Below are 18,542 nucleotides of genomic sequence, written 5' to 3' on the forward strand. Positions count from 1 at the left end.
TCAGGTTAACGTAATGCCCCGTGGCCCGGTGTAATTGACTCTCGGGCGGAATAAACGGTTATTGCTGTGTTGCTCGATCACGTGGGCTCCGAGTCCGGCTGCCCGTGATGCAAAAAAGATAGGCGTGTACAGGTCAATTGGGATACCGAGCAGATAATACACCGGCGCTGCGTAGTAGTCGAGGTTTGGATGCAGCCCTTTTTCTTCTGCAATAAGTTCTTCACCACGTATGCACATATCATACAGGTCCATGCGATCCTGCTTTTCCGCGAGTAGGTGCAGCGATTTTTTCATCAGTTGGGCGCGCGGGTCCATTTTTTTCATATACACCCTGTGGCCAAATCCCATGATTCGTTCTTTGTTAGCTAGTTTTTCACGAAAGAGCCGCTCGACTCCGTCCGGGGTGCCGGCTTCGAGCAGGAGATGCATAACGGCTTCATTGGCTCCTCCGTGCAAAGGCCCCTTCAGAGAAGCCACCGCACCTGTGAAGGCACCATACATATCGGCCTGTGTGGAGGCAATCACCCGGGCTGCAAAGGTGGAATTCGGCATTTCATGCTCAATGTAAGCCACAAGAGACTGATCAAACACTTCAGTTTCCAATGCTGTCGGCGTTTTCCCAGTGAGCATGTGAAGCATATTGGCGCTAAAAGACATCGCAGGGTCTGGAGAAATTAGAGGTTCCTGCTGCTGTGTACGGTAACTGCCAGCCATGATGGCGGGTATAGCCCCCAACAGTTTAACCGCTTTTTCCTGATTGGCTTCTGTAGAATGGTTATGCATATGCTTTTCTGATCCGGCAAGCAGGGAAATACCGGTACGGAGCATATCCATGGCGCTCATCGAAGCAGGAAATAATGAAAAGGAAGAAGTCAGGGCTTCCGGCAGATCGAGCTGTTGATAAAGGTGGTCCTGGAACGACTCCTTCTCCGGTGCTTTTGGAAGAGATCCGTAAAGAAGCAAATGAGCAACATCCAAAAAATGACGGTTTTCAGCTAATTCAATTAGATCGTATCCGCGTATAACAATTTGTTCCTGATCGACATCAAGATAAGAAATCGACGTCTCGGCGGCAATAACACCTTCGAGTCCGGGGCTGTACTCGTTTTCTGCAGACATAGTGGTGCCTCCTTTATTTTTAAAGCGTTTTCAAAAACGGTTAAAAACATAAGCTGCTTCTTTGTATAATTGTATACAATTATTTGGAAAAAGGCAAAACCCTTTTCGCCAGGCTGCTAGAAAGAAGAAATATGAAACTCAAGCGTTTCTTTCGTAGAGGCTAAGCTTCTGCGAATATGGGCACGCATGTAATACTCGGCCGCCGGGCCGTCTTTTTGTTCGATAGCAGCCAGGATTTTTTCGTGTTCAGATACTGGAGTGTCGATTGTATAATCAGGATGCCGGTACCCGCTGAGTCGCCGGTATCTTTCAAGGCGGCTGTTTAGCTGGTTTAAAAACTGAACTGCCGTAGGCGAAGCGTGTTCATATAATAAATGATGGAAGCGACTGCCATACGTAATGGAAGTGAATCGCTCATCTGCTTCAGCCATATGAAGAAGCGCTTCTTTCATAGCTGCTACAGCCTCAGAGGATGCCCGCATGGCAGCTTCTTTAGCCACAAGCCCTTCGAGTGCTTCCCGGACAGCAAAAATATCGACGGCTTCTTCGATGCTGAGCGCCTGGACTTCCATACGCCCATTCGCTTTTTTTACAATTAATCCTTCGAGCTCGAGACGGTAGAGCGCCTGACGGAGCGGCGTACGGCTTACTGCGATTTCTTCAGTTAACTGTTCCTCGCGAAGCGCCTGCCCCGGGGAATATTGAAATTCAATAATGTTCTGCTTTAAAGCTTCGTAGGCTAAATCGCTTACGGATACACGGCGTCTCTGCACAGGCCACCGCTCCCTTCGGTTTGATTTTATCTATTATAGCAAAAAAGAGACCGGCAGCGGGCCGATCTCTTTATTCAGGATTCTTTTCCGACTGTGGTGCGACCCGGAAGGCACGGAAGGTGTACGTAAACATAGCGAGGGCGAACAGGGAAATAAGGGTCAGAGCTAGATAAACGTTAGAATAAATGGCACTGCTGCCTCCAGAAGCAAATGGGTTCAACGAAGTGTTCACGCCCTGAATTTCCAGCACAGCTCCAAAGATTGCGCTGCTGAAGGCTCCGGCCATGAAGTTCATCAGGTTGAACATGCCAATGCCGACGCCTGTTTCGTTTTCTTCAAGAACAGAAGACAAAATATTGGCAGTCGAACTCTGGATAAGGGGAAAGCCTATATAGGCGATGATTAGGACGACAGAGACAGCTACCGCGGAAACGCCGGCAAACCCGGAAAGCAGCATTGTGCCAAAAGCAATGAAAACCAGGGCGGCGATAACGACTACTTTTGGACCGTGACGGTCTGCAAGATCGCCCCCGGTGCGTCCGAGAAAGCCGGCAAGGATGGCTCCCGGAAAGATAACAAGGCCAATCTGCGTAGTGGAAAGTTCATACAGCTCTCTGGTCATCAGCGGAATGATAAACAAAAGGCCGAACATGCTGCAGACGCCAAGAAAGCTCGTCAAAATAGTAACAGTATAGTATTTGTTTTTCAAAAGGGACGGGCGGATAAACGGATCATCCGCTTTCGCCGTCCGAACAGAGAAAACAGCCATAAAGACAATAAACATAAGCAGAAAAATCCATTGAAGGGTAGTGACAAAAAGTAAAATCCCGGCTATGGCTGCTCCGAAAAGAGCGGCGCCTAAATAATCGATAAAGCCGGAGCGTTTTTCTTCATCCGGCAGCCATTTTCTAAGAAAAGGCAGAGCTAAAAGCGATAAAATAGAAAATAAAAACAAATAACGCCAGCTGAGCCATCCCCCGAGCAGCCCGCCAACAATTGGCCCCACACCGGAAGCGAAGGCTACTGTGGAAGAAATAAGACCAAAGACGCGGCCTTTATCCTCCGGGAAAAAGCGGGCAGGTATCACAAACCCGAGTGCGGGAATGGTTGCTCCGCCTGCCGCCTGAAGCACCCGGGCGACGAGAAGCATGGCGAAGCTTTGAGAAAAAAGGCCGAGCGTTGCACCGGCGGCGAAAAGGATGATGCCGAAGGTAAGCAGAGCTTTAATAGAATAAAAGTCTGCTAATTTTCCATACATCAAGGCTCCGATAGCGTAGACCATAATGTACGAGGTAAGTACCCAGCTGACCTGGGAGGAAGGGATACCGAAATATGACTGGATATCCGGGATCGCTACGTTAAACATGGTACCGTTCATAACTGCAATAGTTAAAATCAAAGCCACCAGAAAAATAAGCTTCTTTTTCTGGGCCGGACCGACGTGTAAAGATTCATTCGCCATAAAATTTCACGCTTTCTATTGTTAGTTTCAGGGAAGTTGGTTTTGTATGGAACTATCATATATTAACTGAAACAAAACCTGGAAACAAATATAATGAACGAGGGGGGCCAGACGCTTCGGGGGAATCACAAAGTCGTCATTCTCGTCTTTAAGATTATGTGATAATATAAAGTGGTGGATTTGTGTATATGAAAAATTGCTGAGAAGTGTATCTCAGCTGACTTTTTACTGTGTTATAAAGATTTATTACATAGAATATGGCTATAAATGGCAGGTCTGCATCGAGCAGAATATAGAAAAATTAGAATAGGAGAGTCTCACTGTGTATATAGATATAGATGGGATTAACGTGAACTACCATGTGTCCGGCGAAGGGGAAGACGTCGTCTTATTACATGGATGGGGCGCAAACATTCAAGCGTTTGCCCCAGTGCATCAATCACTGGAAAAGAACTTCCGGGTCTGGTCGATTGATTTTCCAGGCTTCGGTCAAAGCGAAGAGCCGCCTGAATCCTGGACAGTCAGTGACTATACCGAAATGCTGAAAAAATGGCTGCAGAAAACCGGTATAGATAATCCGATTCTTATCGGCCACTCCTTCGGGGGCCGGGTATCAATTAAGTACGCAGCAGATAACCCGGTGAAGAAAATTATTCTGGTGGACAGCGCTGGTGTAAAACCGAAACGAAAGCTGAAATATTACGTGAAGGTATATACGTATAAAACCTTTAAAAAGCTGCTGAAGCTGCCGGGGCTAAAAAACCGTGAGCAGGAAATTTTAGATAAAGTCAAAGGCCGGGTCGGATCGACAGATTATCAAAATGTTTCCGGGGTGATGCAGCAGACGATGGTGAAGGTAGTCAATGAAGACCTGCAGCACCATTTTGAGCATGTAACGCCTCCGGTGCTGCTCGTATGGGGAGAAAATGACGAGGCAACTCCTGTATCGGATGCCAGGATCATGGAGCAGAAGATGCCAAATGCGGGCCTTGTCGTACTGCGCGGGGCCGGCCATTATTCGTACATTGACAATTTAAATGAGTTTTTAATTATTATCGATCACTTTTTAAGAAACGAAGATCAGGAGGCCGCACAGCATGATTAACACTATATTAGCGATTTTATACCTGGCGGCTTGGGCATTCTACACTGTGCGCTTTACGAAACGAAGCACACACATGCTTCAGCAGAATTCTTACAAGAATGAACGCTTCTGGGGCTGGATTAAAAGTCACGCTTCGAGGGCGTTCCCAATCCGGAATACGATCGGCCTTGCAGCTGTTGTGCCGTTTCTTTTCGGAGCAGAAGCACTAGGTCTGATTATTGGTTTTCTTTACTTCTTGTTTATGGCTCTGACGATGCCGCAGTTGAAGGAGAAGAAGGCGCTGGTAGTCACGGCGCGGGTGAAACGGCTGTTTATCACGATCGGTATTCTCTTTGCACTGTTTACTGCAGCAGGGCTTCTGCTCGGTAACACGGCTTTATTTTATACGTATGGATGGCTCGTATTTTTGACAGTCATTGCGACGATTCTTACGTATTTTATTACCATGGGCGCGAACTATATTAACTATCCAATGGAGCGGAAAATTAACCAGCATTACGTCAATGATGCAGAACGAATTATTAAATCGATGCCGGACCTTGAAGTTATAGGCATCACAGGGAGTTACGGGAAAACAAGCACGAAGCATATGCTTGAAACCGTACTTTCCTCTGAATTTAATACGCTCATGACACCGGAAAGCTACAATACACCGATGGGTGTGACGAAAACGATCCGGACAATGCTGAGGCCTTACCATGAAATCTTTATTGCTGAGATGGGTGCGAAAAGACCGGGAGACATTGAAGAAATCTGTGACATTGTGCACCAACGGTACGGCGTTTTAACTGCGGTAGGCGAACAGCACCTCGAAACATTCAAAACGCTTGATAATATTAAAAAAACCAAATTTGAAATTGTCGAAACGCTGCCGCAGGAGGGTACTGCTTTTGTGAACAAAGACGATGAAAATATTATGAGCTACGAGCAGCAGAACCAATGCCGGACGATTTACTACGGCATCGATGCTGAGGATCTGCACTACCGGGCTAAAAATATTGGATACTCTTCCAAAGGGACGTCATTTACCGTGGTGAAATATGACGGCACTACTGCAGAGATTCAGACCAAGCTGCTCGGACGCCATAATATTTATAATATTTTAGCTGCCGTGGCTATCGGTTCCGAAAAAGGCATCTCGTTTGAAAAAATAGCGAGAGCACTGCGGAAAGCACAGCCGGTGGAACACCGTCTGGAGCTGAAAAAAACGAACGGAAACATTACGATTGTTGATGACAGCTTTAATTCCAATCCGGTTGGCTCTAAGATGGCTATGGAAGTATTGAGTCATATGCCGGAATACAAAATTGCCATTACGCCAGGAATGGTTGAGCTTGGGGAAAAAGAATACGAATTAAATAAAGCGCTCGGTACTTATATGGCAGATGCGTGTGATTTCATTATTCTGGTCGGGAAGAAACAGACTGTACCGCTTCAGGACGGATTAAAAGAAAAAAATTATCCGGAAGAGCAGCTGTACGTTGCCTCAGATCTTCAGGACGCTTTGGCGAAAATGAACGAAATTGCCACCCGGCCATCTGTGGTACTGCTTGAAAATGACCTTCCGGATTCATTCAACGAGTAAAGACATAGGGAGTGGAATAATATGAAAACGAGAATAGGAGTATTTTTCGGCGGCATCTCTGTGGAACACGAGGTTTCTGTCATTTCAGCTGTACAGGCTATGGAATCCATGGATGAAGACCGGTACGAAATTGTTCCGATTTATATCAGTAAAGAACGCAAATGGTATACAGGCGATATTTTAAGGGACATTGAAGCCTACAAAGACATGTCGAAATTACTGAACGAGGCTCAGCAGGTGCTTATTACGTATGGAGAAGAAGACAACGTTGTCCTTCAGAAAAAGCCTGCACCTAAATTTGGTAAAAAAGAAGTGGCGGCCATTGATGTTGCTTTTCCAATTGTTCACGGGACATTCGGCGAAGACGGGGCGCTTCAGGGACTGTTTGAGCTTTACGGCCTGCCTTACGTTGGCTGCGATGTAGCCTCTTCGGCCATAGGCATGGATAAGGTGATGATGAAACAGATTTTGAGAGACTCCCGTCTGCCGGTACTAAATGATGTCTGGTTCTACAGCAACCACTGGGCAGAGGATACTGAAAGTGTCCTTGCTATGATTGAAGAAAGTGTTCCTTATCCGGTAATTGTAAAGCCGGCTAACCTTGGTTCAAGCGTCGGTATCGGGACAGCAAAAAACCGGGAGGAACTGGAGCAGGCGGTGGAAGAAGCCACTGAATTCGCAGGAAAAATTCTGGTGGAGAAAATGCTCGAAGGCATGACAGAGGTGAACTGCTCTGTTGTTGGCGACTACGAAGACGTAGAAGCATCGGTGATTGAAAAGGTGCTCAAAACAGATGAAATATTGAGTTATAAAGACAAATATCAGGGCGGCAAAAACGGTAGTTCGTCCAAGGGGATGGAAGCGACAGACCGGGAGATCCCGGCGCCCATTACAGAGGAAAAAGCAGGCGAAGTACGGGAGCTGGCTAAAGATACGTTCCAAATTCTCGGCTGCAGTGGGGTCTCCCGAATCGATTTCCTGATTGAGGACAGCACCGAAACAGTATTTGTGAATGAAATCAATACGATTCCGGGCTCACTTTCCTTCTATTTGTGGGATCCGGCTGGGAAAAGCTACAGCGAATTGATTCATCAGTTGATTCAACTGGCATTAAAACGGAAACGAGAAAGAGAAAGACTGACGTTTTCGATCGATTCCAACCTGTTTTCTCTTCAAAGCGGCCAGGGAAGTAAAGGCGGCACAAAAACAGGCTCTGTATCCAATCGCCAATAATTGTTCAGCCGGCCTGATGACACAGGCCGGCTTTTTATATGCTGACAAAACAAAATAGAAAAATATCAAACTTTTTCGAATATAGTAATTTGGTTGCAAGAGAGAAAAAAATGCTTTAGAATACTTTATTGTAGCAATGAAAGAAAACTTTAATTCAGCTTACGGCCCGTTGGTCAAGTGGTTAAGACACCGCCCTTTCACGGCGGTAACACGGGTTCGAATCCCGTACGGGTCACCATACATAAAGCTGTTTTTGCCGCAAGGCATGTAGTGAGTTTTCCACACGCCGGTCTAGCTCAATTGGTAGAGCAACTGACTTGTAATCAGTAGGTTGGGGGTTCAAGTCCTCTGGCCGGCACCACGTGGAGGGGTAGCGAAGTTGGCCAAACGCGGCGGACTGTAAATCCGCTCCTTCGGGTTCGGCGGTTCGAATCCGTCCCCCTCCACCATTAATCCGAGCCATTAGCTCAGTTGGTAGAGCATCTGACTTTTAATCAGAGGGTCGGAGGTTCGAATCCTCCATGGCTCACCATTGTAATTATCCAAGCTTTGAACTGCGGAAGTAGTTCAGTGGTAGAACACCACCTTGCCAAGGTGGGGGTCGCGGGTTCGAATCCCGTCTTCCGCTCCATTATTTGACGAGCAGGATAAGCAGTGATAGTATGAAAAGTATTGATTTGTATATAGATTGTGCGGGTGTAGTTTAGTGGTAAAACCTCAGCCTTCCAAGCTGATGTCGTGGGTTCGATTCCCATCACCCGCTCCATTTTTGTTAGATCAAATATGCTCAGGGGGCCTTAGCTCAGCTGGGAGAGCGCCTGCCTTGCACGCAGGAGGTCAGCGGTTCGATCCCGCTAGGCTCCACCAAACAACATGAACGCGTTCAGCCTGAAGGGCTGATTTTTTTATGTCAATTTTAAGGCTTTTAACCCTCCGGGGATGAATGTCTGAAGGAATCATGGTAGAATACGCGGGCATAGAAGAACTCTTATGCATTTACGAGGAGTGCATAAGAGTTCTACGGGATATAAGCTCATATTTATTTAAAAGAACATCAAGTTCCTTACTTAAAGCCAGGACATCATCCGAAATCAGGGAAGCCGTATGATCGGAAGTCAGTTGATGGAGTCTGTCTCTTGTTTGTTCTATCTCCTGCCGTAAATATTGTTGAGACAAACGTTCTTCACCTCCTATTTGGTTCGTGTTTACATTATTACCCATTTTAACTCATTTTCAAAGGTATTTATGCCATATTTTCCAAAATGTGACTATGGTTCTAGAGGGTGCATAAATAGTAATATGGATAAAGATGGGGGATGAAAACCGTGTTACAATTGGGTGAATTGAAAAAATTACCATAGTAGAGATGGGTTAAGCAGCCGAAGGCTGTTGAATAAATGAAACGGATAGACTTATTGAACGTATGTATAGTCCCACGAGGTGGAGGTCGCCAAATGGATGCAACAGTGAAACGGCTAGTGAAAGAAGTGAAAAAAGACGGGGATCAGGACGCTTTCCGAGAATTGGTTGATTTGTACAAGGACAAGGTATATCAAATCGCCTACCGGATGGTGGGCAATGCCTATGAAGCTCAGGATATGGCCCAGGAAGCGTTTTTGAGAGCATATGCCAATATTGAGAGCTATGATGAAAAAAGAAAATTCTCCACCTGGCTTTTCCGTATTACGACAAACCTTTGTATCGATCGTCTCCGTAAGAAAAAGCCGGATTATTCCCTGGACGCAGAAATACCCGGGGCGGAAGGACTTGATGGGTATTCGCAGCTTTCTTCGCCGGACAAGCTGCCGGATGAACAGGTCGTGACAATGGAAATGCAGGAATGGGTGCAGGAAGGAATATTGAAGCTGCCGCCGAAATACCGGACAGCTATCGTCCTTCGCTACATTGAAGATCTTTCCATTCAGGAAATCAGTGACATACTGGATCTTCCCGAAAATACGGTGAAAACGCACGTGCACAGGGGGCGCGAAGCTTTAAGAAAATATTTGGGAAACACGTGAATGAGGGGGTGGGACCATGGCTTTAAACGAGCGGGAGGAAGAGTATATCCAGCGCTACATTGACGGCGATATGGATGAACGTGAAAAAGAAAATTTCCATACGTACATCAAAGAAAATCCGGAATGCGCGCACCGTCTCCAGGAATTGAAGCGAACAGTGACAATAGTTCAGGGAGCTTCGCACGTTTGGGCTCCGGAGACTTTTACTGACAGCATCATGAAAGAGCTGCCTAAGAAAAGAAAACGGACAGCCTGGAAATCATGGTCCAGGCAGCATCCTGTACTAGTTGCAGTTTCCATGTTTATTGTACTGATGGCTTCAAGTGTGCTGTTTGCCTGGAATGATCAGGCGGGAGCTGAAATGACAGTCACTGGCGACCGGGAGAACGTAAATATTGATTATGACAACAATGCAGTAATCATACCGGAGGATGAAACAGTGCAGGGGGATTTAACCGTTCGAAACGGAGAAGTTGATGTACATGGGAACGTAAACGGAGACCTTACGGTGATCAACGGGGAGCCGTACATGGCCTCGGCGGGCAGCGTTTCCGGCAATATTGAGGAGGTGGACCAGGTGCTTGAGTGGATCTGGTACCATACGAAACGAATAAGTCAGGAAGCCTGGCATATGGATGATGAAGAAGCGGCATAATACAGGCGTTTATAAACAGCAGCAGGCTTTCGGCAGAGCGTGCTGCTGTTTGCATATTATTCTGGTGACAAACTGTATAATAAAATTTGCCGAAAATCCGAATAAAGCACGCAGAGAATAGAAGTGATTGTGATATAATATAACCGTTACTTTGCTGACGCGATAGAATCAATTGGAGGAAGTGCCATGTTTGCTGGACAAGATTTCGATTTACTTAACATCATAAGAATTGTCGTAGACATATCGCTGGTGGCGTATGTCATTTACAAAGCGATCACGATTATCCGGGGCACTCGGGCCGTCCAGCTGGTAAAAGGCATTGCTGTTATTTTAGCTGTTTGGTTTATAAGCAGTTTTTTTGGTCTGCGGACGCTTCAATGGATTATGGGGAACTCGGTTACATACGGACTGCTTGCAATTATTATCATATTTCAGCCGGAACTCCGGCGTGCCCTTGAACAGCTTGGCAGGGGAAGGCTCTTCGGAAGAGCTTCTTATGTAGAAGAGGACGAAACGTTAAAAACTATTGATGCCATTATGAAATCAACAAAGTATATGGCGAAAAGGCGCATCGGGGCGCTGATTTCCATCGAACGCGAAACAGGAATGAATGATTATATTGAAACCGGCATTTCCATGGATGCAAACATTACATCAGAGCTGCTGATTAATACTTTTATTCCGAATACTCCGCTTCATGACGGGGCGGTAGTGATGAGAGAGAATAAAATAGCTGCTGCTGCCTGTTACCTTCCTTTGTCAGAAAACCCTTTTATTTCAAAAGAGCTGGGCACAAGGCACCGCGCCGCTCTCGGTGTGAGTGAAGTAACGGACGCACTTACGCTGGCTGTTTCAGAAGAAACCGGTAGCATTTCTATTACTAAAAACGGAGACCTTCATCGTGATGTTGATGAAGAAACACTCCGTAAAATGCTTGAAAAGGATTTGATGGCAGAAAACAATACATCGAGTATCTGGCAGTGGGGAGGGAAAAAGGATGGATAAGCTTTTTGCAAACAAGTGGTTTGTCCGCTTTATCTCTCTTGCTTTTGCCGTTATGCTTTACTTAATCGTGAATATGGACCCTACAGTAAATAATGCCGGGGTGGGACCGGATGGGGAAGATCAAACATATACCATTGAAGATGTGAACATTAAACCAGAATACAATCAGGAAGAGTATGCTATTACAAATATGACAGAAAATGCGGATGTTACGCTGTCCGGTTCTCAGACAGCCATTATGCTTTTTCGTCTGTCCCGGTCGGATAGCTACGAATTGTACCTGGATCTTCAGGACTTGGGCGCAGGGACCCATAACGTCCAGGTGAGCCACCGCGATTTCCCGACAGACCTTGAAGTGACTCCTTCGCCGGAATACGCGACGGTGACGCTTGAAGAAAGGGAAGAAACAACCTTTCCGCTTGAGACACAGATTTTAAATGAAGAGCAGAACGAAGAATTCTCTTTTGGGAACCCCACCGTCAGTCCGGAGGAAGTGACGGTAAGCGGGGCTGGGACCGTTATTGAACAGATCGACCGCGTAGTCGCCCAGGTAGATGTTTCAGAAGCAGATGGGGACGTCAATGGAAATTTTCCAATAGTAGCGTTGGACGCGGAAGGCAATGAATTGGATGTAAATACAGAACCGCAGGAAGCATCAGTGGAGTTGTCTGCTGATGCTCCTTCAAAAGAGGTGCCGGTGAACGTAGAAAGAACAGGTAGTCTAAATACGGATGCAGCTATTAGTGAAGTTATCGCTTCTGATGAAGAAGTGACTATTTACGGCAGCGAGGAAGCTGTACAGAATACAGACAGCATTAATGCAGCTCTCGATTTGAATGAAGTCGATGAAAGCGGCACATATGAATTAGATGTACAGCTTCCAGAAGGCATCCAGCGGACTAATCCAGAGGACTTGAGTGCTTCTGTGACAGTAGCGGGAGAGGAACAGGCTACGCTTGAAAATGTGCCTATTTCTATCGTGAATCTGCCTTCTGGGGCTTCAACCAGCTGGGTGGCTCCTTCATCAGGACAAATGGATGTGCAAATATATGGAGAGGCTGGGGCACTTGAAGGCGTTAGTGCGGAAGATATTACATTAGAGGCACTCTGGGGCGGCAGTGGCTCATCTAATGAAGAATCTTACACTCTTCCTGTTGAAGCGAGCGGCCCGGAAGGCATACAGGTTTCTCCGGCCAGAGATGATGTGGAAGTAAGCCTCCAACAGGAAGAAAACGACGAAGAAACGGAAGAAGAAACGGAAGAAGAAACAGAACCGGAAAGTGAAGCCCCGGACGAAGAGCAAGATGAAAATACTGGTGAGCCGGAAGAGTCTGGTCAAAATGACGGGGACGGCGGTTCTTCCGATCAGGACGAACCGACAGAAGACGCAGAAAATGGAAGCGGATCAAACGAACAGGATACAGAAACAAATCCGCAAACAGACACCGGGGATACAGAAGAAGACGGAGCCGGAGACACAGAAGAAACTCCTGCAGAAAATGAAGAGGAAGCTCCTGCAGAAGAAAATAATGAGACAGACGGAGAACAGCAGTAAACACTATCAGGGAATTGTGTAAGAATAAAGGAGAGATTTAACCATGGGGAAATATTTTGGTACAGATGGAGTCAGGGGTGTTGCCAATACTGAGCTTACACCGGAGTTTGCATTCCGACTCGGGCGTGCGGGTGGCTATTTGTTAACGAAAGATCATGAACATCCAAAAGTATTAATAGGCAAGGATACAAGGATCAGTGGGGAAATGCTTGAAGGAGCGATGGTTGCCGGGCTTCTTTCCATCGGGGTGGAAGTGATGCGGCTTGGAACCATTACGACTCCCGGAGTAGCTTATTTAACCAAGGCAGTCAGTGCTCAGGCGGGGATTATGATTTCCGCTTCGCATAACCCGGTTGCAGACAACGGTATCAAATTTTTCGGAGCAGACGGATTCAAGCTGAATGACGAACAGGAAGCGGAAATCGAGCGCCATCTTGAAGGAGACGACGAGATGCCTCGTCCAGTGGGGGGGCAGCTTGGAAGCGTTAATGATTATTTTGAAGGCCGGCAGAAGTACCTCCAGTTCTTAAAAAATACAGTCAGTGAGGACTTCTCGAGCCTGCATATCGTTCTCGACTGTGCAAACGGGGCAGCCTCTTCTTTAGCTCCGCATTTAATGGCAGACCTTGAGGCTGATATTTCTACCATTGGGAACAACCCGGACGGAATTAATATTAACGAGGGTGTCGGCTCCACGCATCCGGAAGCTCTGGCTGCTTTCGTTGTTGAAAAAGGGGCTGACCTCGGTCTTGCCTTTGACGGCGACGCGGACCGGCTGATTGCTGTAGATGAGAACGGCAATATTGTTGATGGCGACCAGATTATGTATATCTGCGGCAAGCATCTGAAGCAGGAGCTGATGCTGAATAAAAACACGGTCGTAACGACGATTATGAGCAACATCGGCCTGCATAAAGCCCTTCAGGAGATTGATGTTGAAACGGTGCAGACAAAAGTGGGGGACCGTCACGTCATGGAAGAAATGCGGGCAAACGGATACAGCCTGGGCGGAGAACAATCCGGGCACCTGATTTTCCTTGATTTAACCACCACAGGAGATGGAATGCTGAGTGCACTGCAGCTTGTGGATATGGTGAAGAAATCAGGCAAAAAATTATCGGAGCTTGCCGCTGAAATGCCGAGATTTCCACAAAAGCTGGTTAATGTCCGCGTAACGGATAAATACAAGGTGGAAAATAATCCAAAGGTTAAGGAAGTGATAGACCGGATTGAAGCGGAAACTGGGGACAAAGGAAGAATTCTTGTGCGTCCTTCCGGCACCGAGCCGCTCGTTCGGGTGATGGCGGAGGCTGAAACAGAAGAGCTGTGCAACAATTACGTAAAAGAAATTGCTGACGTAGTCCAGACAGAAATGGGTTTGGATAAATAATTATAATGCACCGGGGCCAGCCCCGGTGTTTTTTACGTTTAAAATAAATTAATTCCGGCAACGTAAATATGGGGGCGTAACTTTTTTATGCAGATTGCGACTAATAGTAAGTGTTTCTTAAAAATAGGAAATATACATATTTGCATGAAAAAATTTCACAATTTCACAATTGATTACAGCAAGCAGATAGCGTATTATTATGTGTAAATCTAGTGAAGAAAGGAGCAGGAGTAAAGTTTCATTATTGAAAGCGCTTGGACTGTTTTGGAACGAATAACAAAGCAGTTGACGAGGTGGAGGTTTATCGAGTAATCGGCGGATGCCTCCCGGCTGCATGTCTCAGCTGAAAGTGCTGGCTCAAATCATGAAGGCGACTTCGTGGCTAAAGGCCAGGACGCAGGCATAAAACTGGTGAATAGAATTGTGAATGAGCACCCATGAAGATAACATCAATAAAAAATTAAACGAGACGAGTGGGGCATCAGTAAATGTCCCGCGACATATGCTTATGCCCCGCCGATTATAGGAGGGTATCCACGTATGTGTGGAATTGTAGGATATATTGGAAACGAGCAGGCGTCGGACATTTTGTTAAAGGGGCTTCATAAACTCGAATACCGGGGATATGATTCTGCGGGTATAGCGGTAGTAGACAACGACGGCGTTAGTGTATACAAGGAAAAAGGGCGCATTGCCACTCTTGAAGAAACGGTAAACGGCCAGGCTTCCGGAACGATAGGCATCGGCCATACGCGCTGGGCGACACACGGAGCACCGAGCCGGGACAATGCGCACCCGCATCAAAGCATCAGCGGCCGCTTTACGCTTGTACACAACGGTGTCATTGAGAACTATCAGCAGCTTCAGCAGCATTACCTTGACAGAGTGTCTCTTCGCAGCCAGACTGATACGGAAATTATCGTGCAGCTTGTAGAGAAGTTCAGCCAGGAAGGGCTTAAAACAGAAGCTGCCTTCCGGCGTACTCTGGCTCTTCTAAAAGGATCCTACGCTTTGGCATTAATCGACAACGATGATGAAGAAACCATCTATGTCGGAAAAAATAAGAGCCCACTCCTCGTTGGTTTAGGAGAAGGGAAAAACGTTATTGCTTCGGATGCGATGGCAATGCTTCACACGACGAAGCAGTTTATTGAAATTATGGATGAAGAAGTTGTTATCGTAACGCGTGATTCTGTGCAGGTAAAAGACCTGGAAGGAACCATTCAGACTCGTGAGCCCTTTGTGACAGACATTGATGAGTCTGACACAGAAAAAGGCACTTATGAGCACTTTATGCTTAAGGAAATTGATGAGCAGCCGTTTGTTATTCGCAACATCATCCAGAAATACCAGGATGAAGATGGAGACATTAAGCTCGACGAAGACATTCGTGCGGCGATCAATCATTCTGACCGTATTTATATTCTTGCAGCAGGTACAAGCTATCATGCCGGGCTTGTAGGTAAGGAAATGATCGAGAAAATTGGGCAGAAGCCGGTGGAAGTACACATTGCGAGTGAGTTTTTGTATAACCAGCCGCTTCTTTCTGAAAAGCCGTTGTTTATCTTTATTTCCCAAAGCGGGGAAACCGCAGATAGCCGTGGTGTGCTCGTAAATGTGAAAAAACAGGGGCACCCGTCAATCACAATTACGAACGTTCCTGGATCGACGCTCTCCCGGGAGGCGGATTTTACACTTCATACGTACGCAGGGCCTGAAATTGCAGTTGCTTCGACGAAAGCATACACTGCGCAGATGGCTGTAATGTCGATTCTTGCTATGGACATTGCCCGTGCCCGTGGCCTTGAATCTGATTTTAACGCTATTCAACAGCTGGGGCTCGCGGCCAACGCCATGGAGACGCTTTGTGACCAAAAAGATGTTATGGAAGGCATTGCGAAAGAATATTTGAGTGAAACGCGCAACTGCTTCTTCATCGGTCGCGCGCTTGACTATCACGTGGTGCTTGAAGGTGCATTAAAGCTGAAAGAAATTTCATACATTCAGGCTGAAGGATTTGCCGGCGGCGAGCTGAAGCACGGCACAATTGCTTTGATTGAAGAAGGCACGCCGGTCATTGCCGTAACGACGCAGAACCACGTGAACCTGAATACGCGTGGCAACCTGCAGGAAGTGGTGGCCCGCGGAGCGAAGCCGTGCGTAATTGCTTCAGAAACAAACCAGCAGGAAGGCGATAATATCGTGCTTCCGGATATGCATGAAGTAATGACTCCGATCGTTTCGGTCATTCCACTGCAGCTTATCTCTTACTACGCAGCGATGCACCGCGGCTGCGATGTAGATAAGCCGCGCAACCTGGCGAAAAGCGTAACTGTGGAATAGTTAAAAGTCTGGCAGGATAGCAAATATACACTAAGCGCCCATTGGACGACATCCAATGGGCCTTTTTTAAAGGAAATGCTGAATAAAACAGAAAAAATAAACGGTAATGTGAGTCTGAATCAACTTAGGCTGAAATAACTATAATTTATAGGAAATTTTAACGGTGTTAGATATAATAAGAGAGATATATTGTACTTAACTGCTGTTATAGAGCTCCTTTTTTCGGAAAAATAAAAGCTGAGCACATATTTGGCCGACGGGCTGAAAAATTTTACTGGTATCAATAGTAAGTCTTTATTAAGTACATCAAAGTGAGGGTGAAGCGGTTGTCGTATCTGTTACTATTCATTGGTTTTGCGCTTTTGATTAAAGGAGCGGACTTTTTTGTGGACGGTGCCTCAAAAATTGCCGGTAATTTAAAAGTGTCCCCGCTTTTAATCGGACTGACGATTGTTGCCTTTGGCACTAGTTCTCCGGAAGCGACAGTGAGTGTCCTTGCTGCTTTGGAGGGAAACGCCGGCGTCGCCCTTGGTAACGTAATTGGAAGCAATATCTTCAACATTACGCTGGTGATTGGCGTTACAGCTTTAATTGCACCGCTTGCTGTTGAAAATGAAACAGTAAGAAAAGAAATTCCTTTCACACTGCTTGCGGGGATCGCGCTTCTTATTCTAATGAGCGACACTGCCCTTCAGGCACTTAGTGAAAATGTCATTACACGCAGTGATGGCTTTGTCTTCCTACTGTTTTTCACCGTGTTTTTATATTATATATTTGAAGTGGCCAGAAGAAATCGGGCTACTCAGACAAATGAGCAGAGTGCCCCGACCGCTCCTTGGACAAAAAATATACTGCTGACGGTCGGCGGACTTGCAGCCATCATTTTTGGCGGGGATCTGGTGGTCGACAGCGCGACTGAAATTGCGCTGGCCTTCGGTATGAGCGAAACACTGGTCGGTCTGACGATCGTTGCCATTGGGACTTCTTTGCCGGAGTTGATTACATCGATTACAGCGGCGATTAAAAAAGAAACAGACATAGCGATCGGCAATATTGTCGGAAGCAACATTTTCAACATTTTCTTTGTTCTCGGCGCTGCCTCTGTGATCTCTCCGCTCGCTGTAGAAAGCAAAATTTTTATGGATATTTCGCTTATGATCATTCTGACAGTGGTGCTGCTCGTTTTTTCGAGAACCAATTTTAGAATCGGTCGCCGGGAGGGGGCTGTTCTTGCAGCTGCGTATATTATTTACCTAATTTATATTATTCTCCGAAACTAAATATAATTGTTGAACTGCCCAGAAGTTCGGGGCAGTTTTTTGATGTCATTTTCAGGTGCATCCGGTTACAAATGTTTACTATTTCGGGTTAACAGGTAACTAAAAGAAGTATTACCTTAACAATGAAAAGGAGCAATGGTATAGATGGACAACAATAAACAGCAGCTGGGTGGACAGCCGAAGCAGAGCCAGCCGGAACAGCCGGGCATTGAATCAGAGATGACCCCGTTGCCAATTCAGCCGCTCGATTACAAAGGAAGCGGAAAGCTTACAGACCGGGTAGCGTTGATTACCGGTGGTGACAGCGGTATCGGCCGCGCAGTGGCGATTGCCTATGCAAAGGAAGGCGCCCATGTAGTCATTAACTATCTGGAGGAAGAGCAAAATGACGCCGATGAGACGAAAAAACTGATAGAAAACGAAGGCGTACAGGCTTTGCTTTTGCCCGGTGATGTTTCGGAGGAAGATACGTGCAAATCGTTGATTGAAAAGACAGTGGATGAATTCGGGAAACTCGATATTTTAGTAAATAACTCTGCGATCCAATTTCCAACGAGCGACCTGCAGGATATTTCACTGGAACAATGGGACAAAACGTTTAAAACGAATTTATATTCCGTCTTTCATATGACCAAATTTGCGATTCCGCATTTAAAAGAAGGAAGTTCTATTATCAATACTACCTCCATTAATCCGTACACTGGCAACCCGAATCTGATTGATTACACCTCCACCAAAGGAGCTATTAACGGATTTACCCGCAGTATGGCAGCCAACCTTGTCGGAAAAGGTATCCGGGTAAATATGGTAGCGCCGGGACCAATCTGGACGCCTCTGATCCCATCTACGTTCGAAGAAGATTCGGTTGCGGAATTCGGAACCTCAGCTCCGATGGGACGTCCTGGACAGCCTTCGGAACTAATGGGTCCTTACGTTCTGCTTGCTTCGGACGAAGGCTCCTATATGACCGGTCAGTGTATTCATGTGAACGGCGGAATGTATACATCATCTTAAGA

The 18,542-nt window shown here is 46.4% G+C and carries 15 protein-coding genes and 7 tRNA genes; 18 read left to right on the forward strand and 4 right to left on the reverse strand.

Annotation, left to right across the window (positions count from 1 at the left end):
- The 3 genes from mmgD to Q9M42_RS11520 all read right to left on the reverse strand — a co-directional run bounded on the left by mmgD (window position 1) and on the right by Q9M42_RS11520 (window position 3,354).
- Window positions 1–1,119, reverse strand: coding sequence for a citrate synthase (gene mmgD, locus Q9M42_RS11510; protein ID WP_322526618.1), 1,119 nt, complete (start codon window positions 1,117–1,119; stop codon window positions 1–3).
- A gap of 116 nt (window positions 1,120–1,235) precedes the next feature.
- Window positions 1,236–1,892 (reverse strand): GntR family transcriptional regulator, encoded by a 657-nt coding sequence (locus Q9M42_RS11515; protein WP_322526619.1) that lies wholly within the window; start codon window positions 1,890–1,892, stop codon window positions 1,236–1,238.
- 70 nt (window positions 1,893–1,962) lie between these two features.
- Entirely contained in the window at window positions 1,963–3,354 is a 1,392-nt protein-coding gene (locus Q9M42_RS11520; RefSeq protein WP_322526620.1) for an MFS transporter, read from the reverse strand.
- 322 nt (window positions 3,355–3,676) lie between these two features.
- Between Q9M42_RS11520 and Q9M42_RS11525 the strand changes: the two genes are divergently transcribed.
- The 10 genes from Q9M42_RS11525 to Q9M42_RS11570 all read left to right on the forward strand — a co-directional run bounded on the left by Q9M42_RS11525 (window position 3,677) and on the right by Q9M42_RS11570 (window position 8,144).
- Window positions 3,677–4,459, forward strand: a complete 783-nt coding sequence (locus Q9M42_RS11525; protein WP_322526621.1) for an alpha/beta fold hydrolase — start codon at window positions 3,677–3,679, stop codon at window positions 4,457–4,459.
- A complete protein-coding gene (locus Q9M42_RS11530) occupies window positions 4,452–6,044 on the forward strand; it encodes a Mur ligase family protein (RefSeq protein ID WP_322526622.1) in 1,593 nt (530 codons plus the stop codon). Before Q9M42_RS11525 ends, Q9M42_RS11530 begins: the two co-directional genes overlap by 8 nt.
- 21 nt (window positions 6,045–6,065) lie before the next feature.
- Window positions 6,066–7,277 (forward strand): D-alanine--D-alanine ligase family protein, encoded by a 1,212-nt coding sequence (locus tag Q9M42_RS11535; RefSeq protein ID WP_322526623.1) that lies wholly within the window; start codon window positions 6,066–6,068, stop codon window positions 7,275–7,277.
- 163 nt (window positions 7,278–7,440) lie between these two features.
- A tRNA-Glu gene (locus tag Q9M42_RS11540) sits at window positions 7,441–7,515 on the forward strand.
- Between the two features lie 47 nt (window positions 7,516–7,562).
- Window positions 7,563–7,638, forward strand: a tRNA-Thr gene (locus Q9M42_RS11545).
- 3 nt (window positions 7,639–7,641) lie between these two features.
- Window positions 7,642–7,726, forward strand: a tRNA-Tyr gene (locus tag Q9M42_RS11550).
- 7 nt (window positions 7,727–7,733) lie between these two features.
- A tRNA-Lys gene (locus Q9M42_RS11555) sits at window positions 7,734–7,809 on the forward strand.
- A gap of 24 nt (window positions 7,810–7,833) precedes the next feature.
- Window positions 7,834–7,908 (forward strand) — tRNA-Gly (locus tag Q9M42_RS11560).
- A 61-nt stretch (window positions 7,909–7,969) separates the two neighbouring features.
- Window positions 7,970–8,043, forward strand: a tRNA-Gly gene (locus tag Q9M42_RS11565).
- Window positions 8,044–8,068: 25 nt separating this feature from the next.
- A tRNA-Ala gene (locus tag Q9M42_RS11570) sits at window positions 8,069–8,144 on the forward strand.
- A 129-nt stretch (window positions 8,145–8,273) separates the two neighbouring features.
- On the opposite strand, the gene Q9M42_RS15545 is transcribed toward Q9M42_RS11570, so the two are convergent.
- On the reverse strand, window positions 8,274–8,498 hold the full coding sequence (locus Q9M42_RS15545; protein ID WP_369698794.1) for an aspartyl-phosphate phosphatase Spo0E family protein: 225 nt from the start codon (window positions 8,496–8,498) through the stop codon (window positions 8,274–8,276).
- Window positions 8,499–8,731: 233 nt separating this feature from the next.
- On the opposite strand from Q9M42_RS15545, the gene sigW reads away from it, so the two are divergent.
- The 8 genes from sigW to Q9M42_RS11610 all read left to right on the forward strand — a co-directional run bounded on the left by sigW (window position 8,732) and on the right by Q9M42_RS11610 (window position 18,540).
- Window positions 8,732–9,298 carry an RNA polymerase sigma factor SigW gene (gene sigW, locus Q9M42_RS11575; RefSeq protein WP_322526624.1) on the forward strand — a complete coding sequence of 189 codons (567 nt, stop codon included), beginning with the start codon at window positions 8,732–8,734 and terminating at the stop codon, window positions 9,296–9,298.
- A gap of 16 nt (window positions 9,299–9,314) precedes the next feature.
- The gene (locus tag Q9M42_RS11580; protein ID WP_322526625.1) at window positions 9,315–9,953 is read left to right on the forward strand and encodes an anti-sigma factor; all 639 of its coding nucleotides are present in this window, start codon (window positions 9,315–9,317) and stop codon (window positions 9,951–9,953) included.
- A gap of 186 nt (window positions 9,954–10,139) precedes the next feature.
- Window positions 10,140–10,958 carry a diadenylate cyclase CdaA gene (cdaA, locus tag Q9M42_RS11585; RefSeq protein WP_322526626.1) on the forward strand — a complete coding sequence of 273 codons (819 nt, stop codon included), beginning with the start codon at window positions 10,140–10,142 and terminating at the stop codon, window positions 10,956–10,958.
- Complete coding sequence (locus tag Q9M42_RS11590; protein ID WP_322526627.1) at window positions 10,951–12,513, forward strand: CdaR family protein; 1,563 nt, start codon at window positions 10,951–10,953, stop codon at window positions 12,511–12,513. The genes cdaA and Q9M42_RS11590 overlap by 8 nt, the downstream gene beginning before the upstream one ends.
- A 43-nt stretch (window positions 12,514–12,556) precedes the next feature.
- Complete coding sequence (gene glmM / locus Q9M42_RS11595) at window positions 12,557–13,903, forward strand: phosphoglucosamine mutase (RefSeq protein ID WP_322526628.1); 1,347 nt, start codon at window positions 12,557–12,559, stop codon at window positions 13,901–13,903.
- A gap of 540 nt (window positions 13,904–14,443) precedes the next feature.
- Window positions 14,444–16,246, forward strand: coding sequence for a glutamine--fructose-6-phosphate transaminase (isomerizing) (gene glmS / locus Q9M42_RS11600; protein ID WP_322526629.1), 1,803 nt, complete (start codon window positions 14,444–14,446; stop codon window positions 16,244–16,246).
- Window positions 16,247–16,572: 326 nt separating this feature from the next.
- Window positions 16,573–17,526: a calcium/sodium antiporter gene (locus Q9M42_RS11605; RefSeq protein ID WP_322526630.1), complete on the forward strand. Its 954-nt coding sequence runs from the start codon at window positions 16,573–16,575 to the stop codon at window positions 17,524–17,526.
- 144 nt (window positions 17,527–17,670) lie between these two features.
- Window positions 17,671–18,540, forward strand: coding sequence for an SDR family oxidoreductase (locus Q9M42_RS11610; protein ID WP_322526631.1), 870 nt, complete (start codon window positions 17,671–17,673; stop codon window positions 18,538–18,540).
- Window positions 18,541–18,542 lie beyond the last annotated feature (2 nt).

The organism is Marinococcus luteus (assembly GCF_034497705.1).
In the GTDB taxonomy this organism is placed as follows: Bacteria; Bacillota; Bacilli; order Bacillales; family Marinococcaceae; genus Marinococcus; species Marinococcus luteus_A.

Bases quoted from the DNA above. Each gene is read 5' to 3' on its own strand.
- Q9M42_RS15545 (WP_369698794.1), bottom strand. From the start codon at position 8,498: ATGGGTAATAATGTAAACACGAACCAAATAGGAGGTGAAGAACGTTTG.
- glmM (WP_322526628.1), top strand. From the start codon at position 12,557: ATGGGGAAATATTTTGGTACAGATGGAGTCAGGGGTGTTGCCAATACT.
- Q9M42_RS11535 (WP_322526623.1), top strand. From the start codon at position 6,066: ATGAAAACGAGAATAGGAGTATTTTTCGGCGGCATCTCTGTGGAACAC.
- glmS (WP_322526629.1), top strand. From the start codon at position 14,444: ATGTGTGGAATTGTAGGATATATTGGAAACGAGCAGGCGTCGGACATT.
- sigW (WP_322526624.1), top strand. From the start codon at position 8,732: ATGGATGCAACAGTGAAACGGCTAGTGAAAGAAGTGAAAAAAGACGGG.
- Q9M42_RS11520 (WP_322526620.1), bottom strand. From the start codon at position 3,354: ATGGCGAATGAATCTTTACACGTCGGTCCGGCCCAGAAAAAGAAGCTT.
- Q9M42_RS11610 (WP_322526631.1), top strand. From the start codon at position 17,671: ATGGACAACAATAAACAGCAGCTGGGTGGACAGCCGAAGCAGAGCCAG.
- Q9M42_RS11590 (WP_322526627.1), top strand. From the start codon at position 10,951: ATGGATAAGCTTTTTGCAAACAAGTGGTTTGTCCGCTTTATCTCTCTT.
- Q9M42_RS11530 (WP_322526622.1), top strand. From the start codon at position 4,452: ATGATTAACACTATATTAGCGATTTTATACCTGGCGGCTTGGGCATTC.
- Q9M42_RS11580 (WP_322526625.1), top strand. From the start codon at position 9,315: ATGGCTTTAAACGAGCGGGAGGAAGAGTATATCCAGCGCTACATTGAC.
- cdaA (WP_322526626.1), top strand. From the start codon at position 10,140: ATGTTTGCTGGACAAGATTTCGATTTACTTAACATCATAAGAATTGTC.
- mmgD (WP_322526618.1), bottom strand. From the start codon at position 1,119: ATGTCTGCAGAAAACGAGTACAGCCCCGGACTCGAAGGTGTTATTGCC.